At 44.1% G+C, this 17,161-nt stretch carries 16 protein-coding genes and 1 pseudogene; 9 read left to right on the forward strand and 8 right to left on the reverse strand.

Annotated features, from left to right (window positions below):
• Positions 1-366 precede the first annotated feature (366 nt).
• Entirely contained in the window at positions 367-3,135 is a 2,769-nt protein-coding gene (locus RIG27_RS31515) for a ParA family protein (RefSeq protein ID WP_446351014.1), read from the forward strand.
• 99 nt (positions 3,136-3,234) lie between these two features.
• On the opposite strand, the gene RIG27_RS31520 is transcribed toward RIG27_RS31515, so the two are convergent.
• Positions 3,235-3,684 carry a hypothetical protein gene (locus RIG27_RS31520; protein ID WP_446345611.1) on the reverse strand — a complete coding sequence of 150 codons (450 nt, stop codon included), beginning with the start codon at positions 3,682-3,684 and terminating at the stop codon, positions 3,235-3,237.
• A 254-nt stretch (positions 3,685-3,938) separates the two neighbouring features.
• On the opposite strand from RIG27_RS31520, the gene RIG27_RS31525 reads away from it, so the two are divergent.
• From RIG27_RS31525 to RIG27_RS31535, 3 genes and pseudogenes are all read left to right on the forward strand, one after another.
• The gene (locus RIG27_RS31525) at positions 3,939-4,163 is read left to right on the forward strand and encodes a helix-turn-helix transcriptional regulator (RefSeq protein WP_006102707.1); all 225 of its coding nucleotides are present in this window, start codon (positions 3,939-3,941) and stop codon (positions 4,161-4,163) included.
• Positions 4,164-4,212: 49 nt separating this feature from the next.
• On the forward strand, positions 4,213-4,542 hold the full coding sequence (locus RIG27_RS31530) for a hypothetical protein (RefSeq protein WP_446351015.1): 330 nt from the start codon (positions 4,213-4,215) through the stop codon (positions 4,540-4,542).
• 228 nt (positions 4,543-4,770) lie between these two features.
• Positions 4,771-4,893, forward strand: a pseudogene (locus RIG27_RS31535) (Uma2 family endonuclease); the annotation flags it as partial.
• Between the two features lie 365 nt (positions 4,894-5,258).
• Here the strand turns inward: RIG27_RS31535 and RIG27_RS31540 are convergent.
• The 3 genes from RIG27_RS31540 to RIG27_RS31550 form a co-directional block, all read right to left on the reverse strand.
• The gene (locus RIG27_RS31540) at positions 5,259-6,980 is read right to left on the reverse strand and encodes an alpha-glucosidase family protein (protein WP_446351016.1); all 1,722 of its coding nucleotides are present in this window, start codon (positions 6,978-6,980) and stop codon (positions 5,259-5,261) included.
• Between the two features lie 128 nt (positions 6,981-7,108).
• A complete protein-coding gene (locus RIG27_RS31545; protein WP_446351017.1) occupies positions 7,109-7,510 on the reverse strand; it encodes a hypothetical protein in 402 nt (133 codons plus the stop codon).
• Between the two features lie 200 nt (positions 7,511-7,710).
• The gene (locus RIG27_RS31550) at positions 7,711-8,115 is read right to left on the reverse strand and encodes a hypothetical protein (RefSeq protein WP_446351018.1); all 405 of its coding nucleotides are present in this window, start codon (positions 8,113-8,115) and stop codon (positions 7,711-7,713) included.
• A gap of 426 nt (positions 8,116-8,541) precedes the next feature.
• Between RIG27_RS31550 and RIG27_RS31555 the strand changes: the two genes are divergently transcribed.
• The 3 genes from RIG27_RS31555 to RIG27_RS31565 all read left to right on the forward strand — a co-directional run bounded on the left by RIG27_RS31555 (position 8,542) and on the right by RIG27_RS31565 (position 10,487).
• Complete coding sequence (locus RIG27_RS31555) at positions 8,542-9,006, forward strand: regulatory protein RecX (protein ID WP_446351019.1); 465 nt, start codon at positions 8,542-8,544, stop codon at positions 9,004-9,006.
• Positions 9,007-9,191: 185 nt separating this feature from the next.
• On the forward strand, positions 9,192-9,650 hold the full coding sequence (locus RIG27_RS31560; RefSeq protein ID WP_446351020.1) for a GatB/YqeY domain-containing protein: 459 nt from the start codon (positions 9,192-9,194) through the stop codon (positions 9,648-9,650).
• A 168-nt stretch (positions 9,651-9,818) separates the two neighbouring features.
• Positions 9,819-10,487, forward strand: a complete 669-nt coding sequence (locus tag RIG27_RS31565) for an alpha/beta hydrolase (protein WP_446351021.1) — start codon at positions 9,819-9,821, stop codon at positions 10,485-10,487.
• A gap of 194 nt (positions 10,488-10,681) precedes the next feature.
• Here the strand turns inward: RIG27_RS31565 and RIG27_RS31570 are convergent, their stop codons facing one another.
• On the reverse strand, positions 10,682-11,308 hold the full coding sequence (locus RIG27_RS31570) for a hypothetical protein (protein WP_446351022.1): 627 nt from the start codon (positions 11,306-11,308) through the stop codon (positions 10,682-10,684).
• Positions 11,309-11,380: 72 nt separating this feature from the next.
• Between RIG27_RS31570 and RIG27_RS31575 the strand changes: the two genes are divergently transcribed.
• A complete protein-coding gene (locus RIG27_RS31575) occupies positions 11,381-12,268 on the forward strand; it encodes an alpha/beta fold hydrolase (protein WP_446351023.1) in 888 nt (295 codons plus the stop codon).
• A gap of 163 nt (positions 12,269-12,431) precedes the next feature.
• Here RIG27_RS31575 and RIG27_RS31580 read toward each other — a convergent pair whose 3' ends face one another.
• Complete coding sequence (locus RIG27_RS31580) at positions 12,432-13,820, reverse strand: cation:proton antiporter (protein WP_446351026.1); 1,389 nt, start codon at positions 13,818-13,820, stop codon at positions 12,432-12,434.
• Between the two features lie 564 nt (positions 13,821-14,384).
• The gene (gene bicA / locus RIG27_RS31585; protein WP_446351024.1) at positions 14,385-16,130 is read right to left on the reverse strand and encodes a bicarbonate transporter BicA; all 1,746 of its coding nucleotides are present in this window, start codon (positions 16,128-16,130) and stop codon (positions 14,385-14,387) included.
• Positions 16,131-16,476: 346 nt separating this feature from the next.
• Between bicA and folB the strand changes: the two genes are divergently transcribed.
• Complete coding sequence (gene folB / locus RIG27_RS31590; protein ID WP_446348278.1) at positions 16,477-16,839, forward strand: dihydroneopterin aldolase; 363 nt, start codon at positions 16,477-16,479, stop codon at positions 16,837-16,839.
• Between the two features lie 67 nt (positions 16,840-16,906).
• Here the strand turns inward: folB and RIG27_RS31595 are convergent, their stop codons facing one another.
• A complete protein-coding gene (locus tag RIG27_RS31595; RefSeq protein WP_446351025.1) occupies positions 16,907-17,053 on the reverse strand; it encodes a hypothetical protein in 147 nt (48 codons plus the stop codon).
• Between the last annotated feature and the right edge of the window lie 108 nt (positions 17,054-17,161).

Genomic DNA, 17,161 nt, shown 5'->3' on the forward strand with positions numbered 1-17,161 from the left:
ATCGAGTACCGATGTCGTGAGTTATTTGGTTGATCATTACAAGCTCTTAGGTTTAGTCAAAACTGAGCGCAAGCGGCATCGAGACAATGCCGCTCGCTCAAAAGAAATCTGGGCTTCTTCTGGTTAAGTTGACACCAATGGATAATATCGTGCCCCTACCATAATCAAGAGGCTACCTGCTCACATTCGGCTAAAAGATATTACAATTAAAGGTTCTCCTCAACAAAGAAACTTGAAACCCGATCAAATTAACCAACTCTGGAGATATGGTCATAGTTTTGACAATAACTCTCAAATCCAAGATAAAGATTTAGAATCAACGCTGTTTCAGATAGCTGAGTGGATTAAATTAGAATTAAGAAGTATATGAAAGCGATGAGACTCTTGACCTGGTTGGATGTTCGGCGAGTTATTCGTCGAGAAACAAACTATGGAAGTCACCTGCCAGAGGGAATCGTCAGAATTAATAGTTTTTCTGATGCCATAGAAATTGGCATATTGTCTGAGGACTATCGAGATCAGGCAAAGCAAGCTCTCAAAGAATGGTTTGGAGATTGGTATCAAAAAGAGGATAATTTCATTCAACTGGACTTGGGTGAGGAAATTTTACCTGTAGAGTTTATTCACGAGGAAGAAAGCGACGATACCGATAGTCCGATTCGTCCCTTCTGGGAAGAAGTAGCTTACTTGCAAAATAATGGTGAGCCAGAGACTGAAGTTCCCAAAAATTTTCATATCCCAGAAGCCTATCCCAGTATCAGCCCCCAATTAGTTGCTTTTTATTCTTTCAAAGGAGGGGTAGGCAGAACCCTGCACTTAGCCGCCCATCTTTTTGCTTTACTTGAGCGAGCCAGAGAACTCAATCAAGCCAAAACATTTTTAGTCGTCGATGCTGATTTAGAAGCACCGGGTTTAACCTACTGGAATCGCGCTGAAAAACAACAACCGACTGTTTCTTTCATTAATTTTCTGGAGGCTTACCATGCTTCATCTCTGGAACCAGAACCCGTGCTTTCCTTTTTTGCGAAAGAGCTAAAAAAATCTCCTAAACGGGACGGAAAATCGACAATTTACTTTCTTCCGGCTTGTCTAGATGATCGCGAATTACTCGATACACCGATTCTACCCGAACATTTAGTCAGAACGATTGATGGAGCCTGGGAATTTGGGAATGCTTTATCTCAATTAGGTCATGCTGTAGGTGCAGATTATGTACTCATTGACCTGCGTTCTGGTTTAAGTGAAATCTCCAGTCCGATTATTTTTGATCCGAGAATCCAACGGTTTATCGTAACCACAATTAATGACCAATCCGTTAATGGTTCGAGTTTAGTCTTGCAGCAGTTAAGTCACACCGCTCCTCCGGAGACAGATGTTGAAGAGGAAAACTACTATGATCCTCTAGTATTGATTACTCTGCTCACACCCGAACTTAAATCACTTCCTGCTTTTGACGAAGCTTTATCTAGATTTCAGGCGGCTTATGTTCAGTCTCAAGGTGATATTTATCAAACTCGTTTAAACATCAAGGAAACTGATTTTACCCAGGAATTACTTTATTTGAATAATTGGGAGGATGCTCGTTCAAAACTTAGCCCTACTTCAGTCATGAAAGTGGCTCAGGAGTGGGCAGAGAGTCAGTTAATCAAACCGAAAGAACAGCGATCAGATTTACCAACAACTCAGAACTCTGATCCCTTGGCAGCAGTGCGTCGTCTCCGAGATGTGTGTCAACAGTATGAATATGCTGAAAGTGGACAGGGAGAGGACTTGTTAGTCACTGAACCGTTGAAAAACTTAGCCACGACTTTTCGGGATGAGTTACCGCGTGTCGTTTCAATTGGCTCCAAAGGTTCAGGTAAAACGTTTAACTATATTCAGTTGTCCCGTTTAAAATATTGGGAGAACTTTATTCAGCGGGTTTTGGGTGAAACAAATGAGTCAGCGGAGAAAACTTATATATTTCCTATGCTGCAATCACTGAATCTTCGAGATAATGCCATTAAAATTATTCAAGAGGCAAGAAATGAAGTGATATCTGCTTCAGGTAATAGTTTTTCAGAGTTTTCTCAGTCAGAATATAACGATAAGATTGAATCAGCACTTGCCAACCCAAACTGGGGTAAGCAGGAATGGACACAATTTTGGATTAAAGAGATTGCCAGAATTGTCGGTCTTGATCCAGAAACCAAGGATTATTGGAGTTTTAATGATATTAACAATGTCCTGAAGCAGAAGTCATTGCGGGTAATCTTTTTATTTGATGGGCTAGAAGATATTTTTTCTGACGCATCCTCTAATCCCATCCAGCAAGCCGCCATTGAGTCTCTGATTCGTCTACCTGCCCGGTTATCAGAAATTAGAAAAAATAACTTAGGCTTAATTATTTTTATCCGGCGTGATTTTGTCCGTTACGCCATCACCCAGAATTTATCTCAATTTGAAAATCTCTACGGGTCTTATGATTTATATTGGGATGCTGATTCTTTTATGAATCTAGTTTTTTGGGTTTGCAGTCAAGCGAAAGTTATCGATGCCAATGAATCAGAACTAGATAGCATGACTCGCGAACATCTCATTGAAAAGCTAGAAAATTTATGGGGCAAAAAACTTGGTTCTGATAAATCAAAAGAAGCCTATACACCGAATTGGGTATTCGCCGCTCTGACAGATTTTAAAGGAAGGCTACAAGCTAGAGATATTGTGCGCTTCTTATATCATGCTGCTGATGAAACCATAGAAAATGCCAAAGAAGTTCAATTTGAAAAGTGGTCTACCAGCCGTCTCTTACCACCCCAAGCAATTCGTCGTGCTTTAGAACCCTGTAGTAAGAAGAAGGTGAAAGAAGCCAAAGAGGAGTATCCCGCTTTTAGAACATGGGTTAATACTCTCCAATCTAAAGACCCAAAAGAAATGCGAGTCCCATTCACTTTAGATAATTTTGAGATCGAACCATCAACGTTAAGTATGCTGGAAGAAATCGGAGTGGTTTATGAAGACCGAGCTAGAGATGATACGCCGCTATATTATATGCCAGAAATTTTTCGCGCAGGTTTAGATTTCACCTTAGATAAAGGAGCGCGTCCTCGGGTTGTGGTATTGAAGCGCAAGGCTCTAGGATCAGGGATTATTTAATGCTAGTAGAGACGTAGCATGCTACGTCTCTACAGTAATTTTTCAAGCTAGGAAATTCTTGCCCACCTTACCTAAAACGGTAACAGGAGTATTTATCAGTTAGTTTTCGTCAGGTACATCGAAAACCACTTCAAATTCCGCCGCAGGTATAAATCGATTTAACAACCTCAAATGATCCCAAGCATCCTGTCGATTGTAGAACCGAGCGACGGTGTAGCGACGAGCATCGGGAAGTAACCGTACAATTGTCCAAGGATAGCTATAGGCTTGAGTCTGTCGTTTCGTCTCCTCGGTTCGCCGCTTAGTTAGGGTTTGCTGGATAATCCGGTAAAGCTGGGTTCTTTCGGGGTTGGTATCGTTTGGTAACAAATTCCATTCATTTATAGGCGCAGGGAGCCAGGTTAACAGATAGAACATGATCTGACCCGGTTTGTGCAGTTTCCAAGATAGGCGATGGGCTTGTTTGTAGCACAGATACCCCTGTTCTCTGGCAATGGCGCAAATGCTTTCTCCTTCTCGGTGGAGTCGCAGCCAGTCAGTATGTTTCATAATAGATTCATCTCCTTTGTATGAGGGAGCCAGAGCCAGCGCGGAAACTTGGTCGGTCGAGGCGCTGGCTTCTGATGCGGTATAGACTCACTGTCGTAATTGACAAGAACGGGTGAACAAGGTGAGACACTGAGGAAAGAACGGGTAACTCAGAAGGTCTAGAGGCAGTTGCTGTCCGAGTCGTCTGCTCTTTAGTGTATCTCTTGTTTTTACCGTTTTATCTATACCATATAGTAATTACCGTTCAGTATAGAATGACTGAAGCAAGTAATCAAGTAACTTTGATGGAATTGCGAAACCGTGCTGGCTTAACTCGCCGACAAGTGGCGATGGAGTTGGGAGTGACGGAAAAAACAATCTATGTGTGGGAGACGAGTTCAAATCCACCTCGCTTGACGGTGGCTCAGGTTCAGCGCTTGATCGAGATGTTGAATTGTTCTATGGCGGAACTGGTTGAAGCGACAGAAAATCGCTCCTAGATTAAGTTATCTGTCAATTGTAATTGTTGCACAAGGAAGGTAAGCAGATATGGTGACTAATCCTGTTGGACAACAAGTTTTCTCCTTGGAAGACTATAGGCAAAATCCTCCTGATCGGATGGAGTGGGTGAATGGTAAACTTGTTGAGAAAAATGGAATGACGTTTAAGCACAGTGTCACTCAATCCAGATTAGATTATTACTGGAGAAGTTATAAAATCTCCAGTGAGCAAGGGGGAGAAGTGTTGACAGAAGCCGCTAGGATTTGCCCAATGTCAGACGGTCGCGGCGAGTTCGTTATCGACAAGAAAAGGAGGTCAACCCGATTGGATTACTGCACACCGATTCACCGTAAGGATGGTTGTAGCTATGCATTTTGATTAGGTTTGCGTAGATGTCTATAGAGATTTGGTTACAGTTCTTTACACCCTGTCGTACCCATAAACAAGGGCGGCGTCCAGATGTTGCTTATACAGCACTTTCCTCTGCGATGAGGTACAACATCAATCTAGCAGTTTGAGGGATAGCGGGCTAATACTGTACTCCATAAGAGCGCGAAGCGCTGTATCACTCGCGAATTGCTTGAATAGTATGGTGAGTTTGAGGTACTTCCTGTCAGTTTTCCGTTAATTGCTGAGGTGGCTTCCCCGACTGACTTAGTTGAGGATTTTTGGGCAAAAGCGACTGAGTATTTGGAGTCAGGTTGTCAGGAAGTTTGGTTAGTTTTACCCAGACAGATCCCTGACTTCTTGGAGAAGTCGGGGATCTTGCTTAAGGCTGTACCTCATCAACCTGAAATCTGCTGTATGTTTGTCTAAACAGTTATTATTTCTATACCTTGCATCCCTACTCTTTGCCTTCTGCCCTTTGTCTTGTCCCTACCAAAACGGGGGTAGTCGGTTTTTCGGCGTTGGTAAGGGCGCACATCTATGCGCCCCTACTTTCTTTCTCTTTTGTAGGTAAGGTTTTTTAATCTCTGTTGGGTAACGCTTACGCTCTACCCAATCTACTATAACTTGTGTCAAAACGTATTTCTGAATAAAAAGGGAGAATCTCCACGAATCCTCCCTTTGTTATCGCCATTGGCAATTAAACCCTATTCAGTTTCCGGCGAATAATTGCCAAAATAAACGCCATAGCCAGGAATTTCTACCACCCCATCATACCGTCGGTTGATAAAATCAGACTCATCCGCTCGATAACAGTTGGGGTAGGGCGATAAATCATAATGCACAGGCATTGGACTCAAATTAAACAGACAAATCAGGTTTTGTTCGTTACATTGGCGAGTAAACCCGAGTAACGGTTCCTCTGTATCCAATAGGGTTAAATCCCCCTTCAGTAATGCTGGCTGTTTCTTGCGCCAATGAATCAAACGGCGATATTTATTCAGCAGAGACATCCGTTCGCTGTCCTGCTGGTCAATCGCTTGGTCACGATGTTCATCAGGAATGGGTAGCCAGGGTTCTTCTGCTGTGGTAAAACCAGCATTGGGCGCATCTTTGAGCCAAGGGAGAGGCGTGCGTGACCCATCTCGACCCAAAATTGACGGATACCCGGCGAGTCCAAAGGGGTCTTGCATTTTTTCAAAGGGAATCGTGGCTTGGGTTAAACCCAGTTCATCCCCTTGATAAATACAGCACCCTCCCCGCAAGGAAAGCTGGAGCGCAATAAACAGATGGTCAAAGATGGCATGAGTGAATTTATCATCAATCAGAAACTTAAGCCAGCGACTTTTCAGTCGGGGAAAATCATGAGTACCCCCTGTCCAGCAGATGACGCCCTCTTGGAAATGGGTTTCAACCTGCTCAATCATGTCGCGCACTCGCTGATAACTCAACGGTTCATCGTGCATCAAGGCTGAGTTATAGGCTGTATGTAAGCGTTTCTCTCCTTTAACATATTCACTGGACGTAACCACCGTATCTTCAGCCGAACTAATTTCAGCTAATGTCATGGTTCCGGGATATTGATTCATCAATTCCCGAATCGGTTCGAGAAATTCCAAGGTTTCCGGTTGGCAGAAGTTATATTTATTCCATTGAGAGAAAAAGGGATCGTGAGCATCTGCCCCAGCCGGTCGCTTCATCTTTTTGGGTCGGGGTGGATTATCTCGCAGTTGGCGGTCATGGGTAAAGAAGTTGACCACATCTAGACGGAATCCATCGACACCCATATCTAACCAAAACCGTGCCACATCCAGAATGGCTTCTCTAACTTCTGGGTTATACCAGTTTAAATCCGGCTGTTCGGCGAGGAAATTGTGCAGGTAATACTGTTCTCGTTTCGGGTCCCATGTCCACGCACTTCCACCAAAGGTGGAAAGCCAGTTGGTGGGGGGTGTCCCATCGGATTTGGCATCCGCCCAGACATACCAGTCTGCTTTGGGATTATCGTGACTACTGCGACTCTCTAGAAACCAGGGGTGTTCGTTTGATGTGTGGTTCCAGACTTGATCAATGAGTACCTTTAACCCCAAATCATCTGCTTTATTCAGGAGATGCTGGAAGTCTTCCATCGTGCCAAATATCGGTTCAACTGCACGATAGTCAGAAATATCATAGCCAAAGTCCTTCATCGGGGACTTGAAAAACGGTGAAACCCAAACGGCATCAACGCGAAGGGAGGCAATATAGTCTAATTTTTGCATGATCCCCTTCAGATCACCGATACCGTCGCCGTTACTATCCATGAAGCTGCGGGGATAGACCTGATAGATAACGGCACTACGCCACCACTCATGGGATTTTTGATGTTGATCGGATTTTTTCACCTGGTCTGTGGTAGATGTGGGATTGAGGGTGAATTGTTCACTCATACGCGATTAATTTTATTGTTACCTCTTGTCGCTTTACTCTGTACTAAGAAATATTAAGAAGCCTCAAACCCTTACTGTTGCCTGTTGCCTAATCTCAACCGTTAACTTTTATTCTCCCAACCTACTTACTAGTGTTCATCAGGCGGATTTTTCTGAGAGTTACCCCCAAAAACTGATGAGATATGATTCGGTTGAACTATCTTTCGTTTACCGGACACAGATTGGCTAGGCGTGACATTGTTAACCGATGATGCTGGCGTCTTGCTTGGATCACCTGGATCTTGGGGTTGACTTTTGGGAAGATTTGTGTTTTCTAAATTGTGGTGAGATGGCGATAAATCATTCTTCTGATCCGGTTCATCTACAGGCATACTAGAGGTAGGCTGTTGCTGAAATAACGGGTTATTCATAGGTCGCGATCGCACGGAACGAGATGACGATGGCGCTTCCTGGGATTGCTCTTGGCTGGAGGCTGTATCTTGGTCTACAAATACTGAGGAAACCTTGGGTTGTGGTTGTTCCGGCTTCACCTCGCTTGCTGATTCTGATATTGTTTTATTGTCTGAGTTCGGTACAGAAAAAGCCCGACCGATTTGATGTTCCTTGACTGGAATACTCTCTGATTCAAGAGAATCCGGCTGACTCTGAACCTTGTTTGGAGATTGTGCAAATAAATCGGGAATCTGTGATGGAGTAACTTCGACAGAACTATCAGAATTTGGCTCAACAGTTATAGGCTGGCTACTCTGTTTCTGTGAAAAAACCTCATCCTTAGGCTGCTGATTTCGGCGGATTTTCGGCTAGGTGCTTGATTTGTACAAATGGTTGCCCCTTGTCCATCTAAAATCAGGGGACGATTAATCACAATTGAACCAATATATTCTTGATGTGGGGGCCACAAGGAGAGTTTCCCCTGAGCAAAGAAATTGAGTTTATCTTGCAGAGTTTCCAGCTTCGCTGATTCAGGAGATGCTTTGCTAATGTTGAATTCTTCAGAAATTTGTTCGTCAACATTATCCAGGGGAGACTCCTCTGGTTTGGGGGGGTGAGATAGTTCTATACTCTTTGGCTGTTCAACAGTCGGCTGAGAGGGTTGACCTAGCCATTGTATAAATTGCTCTATTAGTCTAAACATGATGTGAAAACTATTGCTTCAATTGAGCTACGTGGAAAACTGAATAGTCCATGCCTTAAAATTAGCTGAGTAAAACTCGCTTTACCTTGCCTCAGTTTCCTGATATACCATTAAAACATCTAGCCATTCCATGAGACTTAATTTATAATTATTCTGGGTGTATTCTAGCACAACCCTAAGTGCCTGGACATAAATCCTGTCCGCTGTCCTAAGAAATGTTAACCAGTGTCAAATTTTTGCTGTTCGCTAAGCTGTTCGGCATTTAAATAAACCTTAATGTCAATAATGACGAAATCATTGGTGTGCGTTAAGCGAAGCCATGCCGCAGGCTTTGCATCTTGCTCGCTACTAATACCCAATTTAAATGCATGACAGCTTATTCCCTGTTCTCTGTTTCCTTTTAACTGACCTTAATCCTGATAATCAATGAATTGCATTGACTATTTCTATAAACTTTTAGCTCGTCGAGAATACAGTACTTATGAACTGACTCAAAAAGCGCAAGCCAAAGGGTTTGATGCCAATGATATTACTGAATCTATTGAGAAGCTGCAACGCCTCAATTATCAGTCGGATACTCGCTTTGTCGAAAGCATGATTACGTCCTATCGTGGAAAATATGGGAAAATAGTCATTAAGCGTAAATGTCGAGATAAGGGAATTGATTCGGAGTTATTTGAACAAATCTGGCAGTCTCAAACTGAGGACGAGGAAGGGGTAGAACTGGAGGGGTTAAAAGCTAAGGTTATGCGAAATTATAAAATTACTGATTTTCATGATATTGACCCGAAGACCAAGCGAAAGGTATGGAACTACCTTCAGTATCGTGGGTTTAATCCCAGTGAAGTTTTAGCCCAGTGGCAGAGGGAACAAGAGGAAGCGATAGAGTAGCCAAGGTATCCGATTTACTGTTTGGATACGTCGAGCAAGTGGTATCAGTATGATATGATATTACGAAAGCGAGGGAGTTCTTTACCCCCTTTTGTCACGGCGATTAAACTCGCTGCTACACTGATTTTTTAGAGTAAAGAGTCAGACTTTTATAATTTAAGTAAGTTGTTTATTCCATAGTAATAATGAGCCTCAAAGACCGCATCTCTGAAGATATCAAAGTCGCGATGAAGGCGAAAGATAAAGTTTGGCTGGAAACGGTTCGCAGTATCAAAAAGCTGATCCTGGAAAAAGAGGTCAGCTTGCGCCCTCAAGGACAAGAGACACTCACCGAAACTCAGGAACTTGAACTCTTAGCCCAACTTGCCAAACAGCGTCGGGATTCAATTGAACAGTATCGTAACGCGGGACGGGAAGACTTGGCGGAACAAGAAGCCAAAGAGTTAGCCATACTTGAAAAGTATCTCCCTTCCCCCCTATCCGATCAAGAAATTGAAGCGATACTGGATGAAATTATTACCCAAACTGGCGCAAGTTCCATGAAAGACATGGGGAAAGTCATGGGACCGACTATGGAAAAAGTCAAAGGGCGTGCTGAAGGTCGGAAGATTCAAGCTATGGTGAAAGCTAAACTCAGTGGATAAACGTTTGTAAATTAGTTATTCGTCATTCGTTTATGTCATTCGTTTATGTCATTTGCCCTTAGAATTATTGCACTCCGTTGGGGCTGGTTTAGTGACATCCGGGTGAACACCAAACGTTAAGGGTAAAACCCGCCCCTACATACAGACGTTCCACCGGAGAGACGCTTCTTGCCGCGCGTCTCTACATTGCTCCCCCATCTGACTATCACGATGCAAAACACCCCAGACTTTATTCTATTTGCCCAACACGGCTGGGCGGATACAGAAGCGGCGATCGCAGTGATGGCGCAAACTCTGGCAACTCCCCAGACTCTGGTGATTACACCCAATCTCGGTTGGTGGAAAACCTGGTGGCGGATTAAGCCGTTAATCAAGCAGGTGGATGGAATAGCCACGGAAACAATTGCCAAATATCCCCAAACCCCCATCCGGATTATTGGTTATTCCCTGGGCGGATTAATCTGGGTAGAACTTCTCAACCAACATCCCGAATGGTGGTCTCAGGTAGAGTCGTTTGTTCTGGTGGCTTCACCCATCGGCGGGGTGGATTTAGCCCGAAATTTTACGTTCTTGGGAATGGGTGTCGGGATAGCCGGGGCAATGCTTGACAATCGCCGCCAGATGGCGGAATCTATTGCTAAAGTGATTCCCACGTTAGTTATTGCGGGCGATATTGGTGGAGGAACGGACGGTGCCGTGACTCTAGAAGAAACGAAGGTTCCCGGTGCAAATTTCTTTTATCTACCCACATTATCCCATCCCACCCTAAAAAATCATCCGGCTGTAGCGGAAGTAATTCGCGACTTTTGGCAAAATCCAGTAATAATTGATGGTTGATTCGCCATTTGTCATTTATCATTCGTTAATGGTTAATTGATGATTATTCAGGAGGGAACGTACCATAGTTTGGTGTAGGGGCGGGTTTCACTATTATCATTTATTCCCTCACCCATAAGTAACTAAACCCGCCCAGACCGAGTTTCCTGTTCCCTTTGATAGATTCAGATATTGCCATCTAAATCCTGAACAAATTAACAAAGATGTAGTCGTTGAATTGGCTGACTTAAAATGGCTAAAATCTTAGCAATATTTGTATCGTCGGCATCCTCGATCACCAATTCCTCGTTGTCTATCGCGACGGTTTGATCCGCAAGCTGGAGAAAGCGCCAGACACGACCCGTGGTTACAGCACCATAGATGCTTTCAATCATTCGGTCTCTGGCTTGATTAAACCGCTGTGCGGCTACCATCTCGGCAATACACTGTCCTAAACCGACATTAGTACTCTCATTTTTGGCTTCGACAATTGTCACCACTGGGGACTCGATTTCTAATGTAAACGGTGAGGCACTCAAAATATAATCACAAAAGCCATTGAGTCCTTGGGTGGCATCAACATTAAAATCTTGACCAGAAAATAAGCTAACTTTACCCTTAAACATCTCTATTGTTTCTATCAACAACGGTGCAATAATCAACTCTGAGCGAGCTTTTTCAGTATCGTTATCAAAGGCGACTTTTAAATTACGTTTTAGGGTCATTTTAAGGTATTCGCTCGGTTCTACTTGTTCGCTTTGGGGAAACAGATTAATTAGATTAATCGTCAGATCGAACTTGGCTTTAACTTGATTGATTGTTTTAAAATCGCTATAAGCCATGACTAAACAGTCCTTCTGCCTTTTGCTATAACTCCATTTTATGCCTGATGACTTCGTTACCGATTGAAGCCCATGAACCAAACTCCAGACTGTATTATATTTGCCCAACACGGCTGGGCGGATACCCATCACGCGATCGCAGCCCTAGCGAAATCCTTAGCCACTCCCCAAACTCACTTGGTTACACCCAATCTGGGTTGGTTAAAAACCTGGTGGCGAATTGAACCCTTAATTCAACAGGTAGAAGGAATAGCCACTGAAACCATTACTCAATATCCGGATACCCCGATCCGAATTATCGGTCATTCCATGGGCGGTTTAATTTGGCTAGAAATTCTCAATCAACATCCCGAATGGTGGTCTCAGATAGAATCATTTGTACTGGTTGCATCCCCCATTGGCGGGGCAGATTTAGCTCGAATCATAGACCCCTTTAGTGTTCGTATCGGTATTGCTGGTGCGTTAGGAATTAACCGCCGCCAGATTGCCCAATCCATCGCCAAAAAGATTCCTACGTTAGTCATTGCTGGCGATAGGGATAGGGGTAGCGACGGCACAATTACTGTTGAATCAACCAAGTTTTCCCGTGCCAAGTTTGTGAGTATCCCCAATTTAGCCCATGCCCAACTCAAAAATCATCCCACTGTCATTGGAATTATCCGGGAATTTTGGGCAAATCCGACAATTACTAACCCTTCCCCCCTCGATTTTACCGCTCAGTTAATTGAACACTTGCAGTCAATACATGGAATGACAGATGCTCATCCACGAGACTTTTCCCGGAGTCAACCCTACATCACTTTAGCTAACGGATTCACGATTCGCATCTGGACAAGTCCGTTACAAGTTGACCATATTTTTGTTGCTAATCCCGAAGGGGAATGTCTTTACAGCTGCTTCGTTGGCTGGATGCATCGTGGGGTGTTACATCAAGCGTTAGCTGAAATTAGGAATCTGTAAACCAGTTTTCCATAGCCGTAGGGTGCGTTAGCAAAGCGTAACGCACCATTGTTTATCGGAATACCGCTTCCTAGCGCTTCCTTCTTGCTCACCTCTCCCTTGGTGGGAGAGGGTTGTTGGCTTAAGTTGACACGAATGGGCACAGCAGTGCCCCTACAGTTCTCTATCCCAACAAATCTGCTTTTTCCAGAGCTTCTTTAGACTCCTCGATTTCCGCCGCCTCTGGTGAACCTTTAAACGCCACTCGCAAGAAAGGTGGCGCTAAGAATGTCGTCAGAATCACCATAATGATAATCGCCGCTTCTAAAGGTTTACTCAAAACCCCACTAGCTGAACCAATTCCCGCAAACACCAATCCTACTTCACCACGAGGAATCATACCAACCCCAATCGCCAAGCGGTTAATTTGAGGTTGACCAATAAATGTCCAACCTGTAATCAATTTGCCGATAATCGCCACCCCAATTAAGAAAACAGCAATCACTAATCCTTCGCGATTTTCCGGAACCGCAGGATTGAGAACGCCTAAATCGGCTTTCGCACCCACAGCCACAAAGAAAATCGGTACTAAAATATCGGCAATGGGAACAACTTGCTTATCCAGTTCTTTGCGTTTATCCGTTTCATCCAAAACCAATCCCGCTGCAAATGCTCCTAAAATCGCTTCTAATTGGATTACATTCGCTAAGAACGCCATTAAAAACGCAAAGGTAAACGCCGGAATAACCAATTGTCCTCGCGTTTGTAATTTATCCGCGATCGCCACAAAGGAGCGGTTGAAAAACTTACCCAGTAAAATAGAACCGAGGAGGAAAACAGTCGCACTAATAATCAGATAGATAACGTTGAAAACATCAACCTCACCTGTTTTCGCCAGACTAGCAACCACGGCTAAGACGATGATACCCAAAACATCATCAATAACCGCAGCCCCGACAATAATCTGACCTTCTTTTGATTTGAGACGCCCTAATTCCGAGAGAACTTTGGACGTAATCCCAATACTGGTGGCGGTTAACGCTGCACCTGCAAAAATCGCTGGAATCGCGGCAACATTAAAGAAAAACATTAACCCGGCTGTACCCGCTGCAAAGGGGGCGACGACACCCACCACTGCCACAATTGCCGCTTGATAACCGACTTCTTTGAGATCCCGTAAGTCTGATTCTAAGCCAATCTCAAATAAGAGGATGATTACCCCGATTTCAGCTAAAACCGAGACGACTTCACTCTGGGTTTCAAAGACACTGATGACAGCCTCTGGGCTTAAATCACCAATCCATTGCAGCAGCTTCATTAGTAGCGAATCAGCCGCCACCGCGCCACTTTCGGGAAAAACTAGCAGATGCAAGGCTGAAACACCCACGACAACACCGCCGACTAATTCACCTAAAACTGGCGGTAAATCAACTGCCTTGGATAACTCTCCCCCCACTTTACTGGCAATATAAACGATAACTAAACTGAGCAACACACCAGCGAGTACAATTGACCCATTTTCTGGTGCTGTTGCTAATATGGGAATTGGTTGTATCAGGTCGGAAAAAATCATGGTCTGCATTTATTGTTTATCTTCAAGTCTGTGAGATTGATTGATGAGTTACCTTTGAGGTTTAGTGACACTCAACTATATTTAGCCCCTCAAAGCGTATTACTTCAAGCCGAAGTCCTTAAATGGCGTGTCCCCTAAATCCATGAATATCTGAATTTAAGCGAATTTCTGACTAGAGTGCGCTGAGATAAAAGGAATACCTATCGCACAACTCTAACGTGATCAATTTATTGTCAGATCATCTTGATCGGCTTTTTGGCACAGACCTATCCTTATCAGTCTAGACAAAGGTTTGCATCTGGTTAATTGGCAAAAACAAACCTTATTTTACTAAGTTTAAGTCGTACTATAATTATAAGTCTTTGTGGCAAAATTAAGAAAATTTACAGATTTAATATTCCTAATAATTATCCCAATCCTTTCTTATCGTCCAGATTGGATATTAGATCTCCGATTTCTTCGAGAAATCGGGGATCTGACAAACCCTAAACGCAAAAAAAATTTCCCCATTGGAGACAGGGGGGTTAGATATCAATCATATATAACAAGCCTTATTAGAACCTGTTAGTTGCTGATAGCCACATCATCGGCTTGAGTGGGATAGGCAGTTGACGATGTACCATTTGCTGGGGGTTCATATCCCTTGACCACAGCAACGGCTTGCCGCAATGCTTCTGTCCGATCAACATGCAAATTATTTGCCGGTAAGAGTGACAGAATGCCAAATTTTTGCAGGCGTCGTTTGATCTGACCCGTAGCACCAACAATGAAAACTTGACGACCTTTATCAATCGCTTCTTTGATGGCATTTTCAATCGCCAGTGAAGACGTTACACCCAAATGAGGAACATCACTTAAATCGACAATCAGGACATCATGCTCTTCCATCGCATTGTGTTGACGGGAGATTGCCTTGGACACCCCAAAGATCATCGGTCCACTCAGATGGAACAAGAGGATGCGACCATCGGCTTGATCAATCAGTTCTTTCTCTTCATCGGTCATCAGGATGGCATCATCAGCATCCGTAATCGTCTTAACATCCTTGGCTTGAAGTTTGGAGAGACGTTCAATGGTTAAGAGATTGGCAACAAATACACCAATACCAACAGCGACAATTAAGTCCACAAAGACGGTAAGGATGATCACGCCATACATAATCATGGCGGCTTTAATCGAAACCTGGTGCGCTCGCTTCAGGAAACCCCAGTCAATAATATCTATACCAACTTTGAGGGCGATTCCTGCCAGAACTGCCATGGGAATCCAAGCCGTTAGACTGGCGGCGCCTAAGATTACGACCAGTAAAATTAAGGCACGAGTTAAACCAGATAGAGCCGTTCTTGCACCCGTTTGGATATTGACCACGGTTCCCATGGTTGCACCAGCGCCAGCAATACCGCCAAATAACCCGGACATCAAGTTACCTAAACCTTGACCAATTAATTCTTTGTTCGAGTCATGTTGGGTACGAGTTAAGCTATCGGCAACAACGGAGGTGAGTAGAGCATCAATACAACCCAGCATCCCCAAAACCAAGGCATCAACGAGCATGGTTTGGAACTGAGCCGCACTAAAGGTTGGTACTTGTAATTTAGGTAAACCTGTAGGGATCTCACCAATGCGGCGGATCATCTCCATCTCGGGGAACAGTACCAGCGCCACTACCGTTCCAACCACCAGCGCCACTAACTGCGGCGGCGGCAGAAACTTCTTAATATTAGACGGTACAGATTGCAATAAAAATGGCATCACGACCAGAATAGCCACGGTTAAAACTGCCAAAGCCGTTTCACCGGGCTTGATACCCTGTACAAGGGTCCCTATGTTCTGAATCGTACCCAGGATGCCACCCTTGGGACTTGGCTGTCCCAAAAAGGGCCCGAGTTGCAGGATGACTAGGATAAATCCAATCCCAGACATAAATCCTGACACTACTGTGTAGGGCATTAGGGTAACGTATCGACCCAAACGCAATGCACCGAGAATAATTTGGATTACCCCTGCCATCATGACTACAGTAAATGCCATAGCCAGACCCTGTTCTGGGTTAGCTGCCGTGAGTTTGGCGATAACGGCAGTCATGACCACGGTCATCGGACCGGTGGGTTCAGAAATAAGAGTGGGTGTACCACCAAACAGGGCAGCAAAGAAGCCAACTAAAACAGCACCCCAAAGACCAGCTACAGCGCCTGCGCCAGAGGCAACACCGAAAGCCAGTGCCATGGGAAGGGCGATAATCGCAGCGGTAAGCCCCCCAAATATGTCACCTTGCAGGTTTCTAAAATGTATACGATTAATGATTCGCATTAGACTCCGAGGAGTGAGAGAACGACAGTGTACTCAGAAAACGTCAATTCTTTGGAACACTGTCTCATAATTTCCGGTAAGAGTTAAGCTTTGTAACACTTCATAATATTTCTTTAATTAGATTAACTGACGATGCCCCATTCTTAGCATTTGGATTTTCAATAGAAAGCATAGAGAGAATGCTTGTGGAGGATGAGAGGATGGCGAAGAGCCTCAGATTATGCCCTGGAAACCCCTGCTAGGCATAAAAACTTAGGGGATAATACTTAGGGGTTATGGAGGCTATTTGTCGGGATTATAGAGGCTATTTCGTCATTCGTCATTAGTTGTTTAGTGGGTATTATCGATGGATTGTATACAGGTCAAGAAAATTCGGTCTTATGGCTATACGGGTTATCTGCCAGAAGAGCGGGTACTCGGACAATGGTTTGAAGTGGATCTGACGTTATGGCTAGATTTAGCCGCCGCGGGTGAGAGTGACGAGATTACCGATACATTGGATTACCGCCAAGCCATTGACACGGTTAAGCAACTGATTGCCAATTCTAAGTTTTCCCTGGTAGAAAAATTAGCCAGCGCGATCGCAGATGCTCTGTTAAAGCTCGATAGAGTAGAGCGAGTACAAGTGCGGCTGAGTAAACCGGCTGCTCCTATCCCTGACTTTGGTGGCACAATTACGATTGATATCACTAGACCGTTGGTTGAGTGACAGAGGGTTGAGCAGAGTTTGTCCTGACATCACCGATGCGGTTACCGACATTATGAGCATCTCAACGTTACGCGATCGCTAAATCCGTCTCAGTCGGCTTCCCTGGATGAACGTCTTGCTCCACCTGCATCCATTCCTGAAACACGTCTTCAATAAATATTCGTTTCTTCTTCCCACTCTCATTCACCTTCAACCGCAAGGAGGCTCCCGCCATAATCTTTGATTTGGCGGTGAGAGGAATTGCGGTCAGGATGCATCGACATCATTACTCATTGCAGTGATATAATTATGGAATGGAAAAGCAAGTGTTAACGATAGTCTG

Origin of the sequence: Coleofasciculus sp. F4-SAH-05 (assembly GCF_040222985.1) — a bacterium.
Classification (GTDB): Bacteria; Cyanobacteriota; Cyanobacteriia; order Cyanobacteriales; family Coleofasciculaceae; genus Coleofasciculus; species Coleofasciculus chthonoplastes.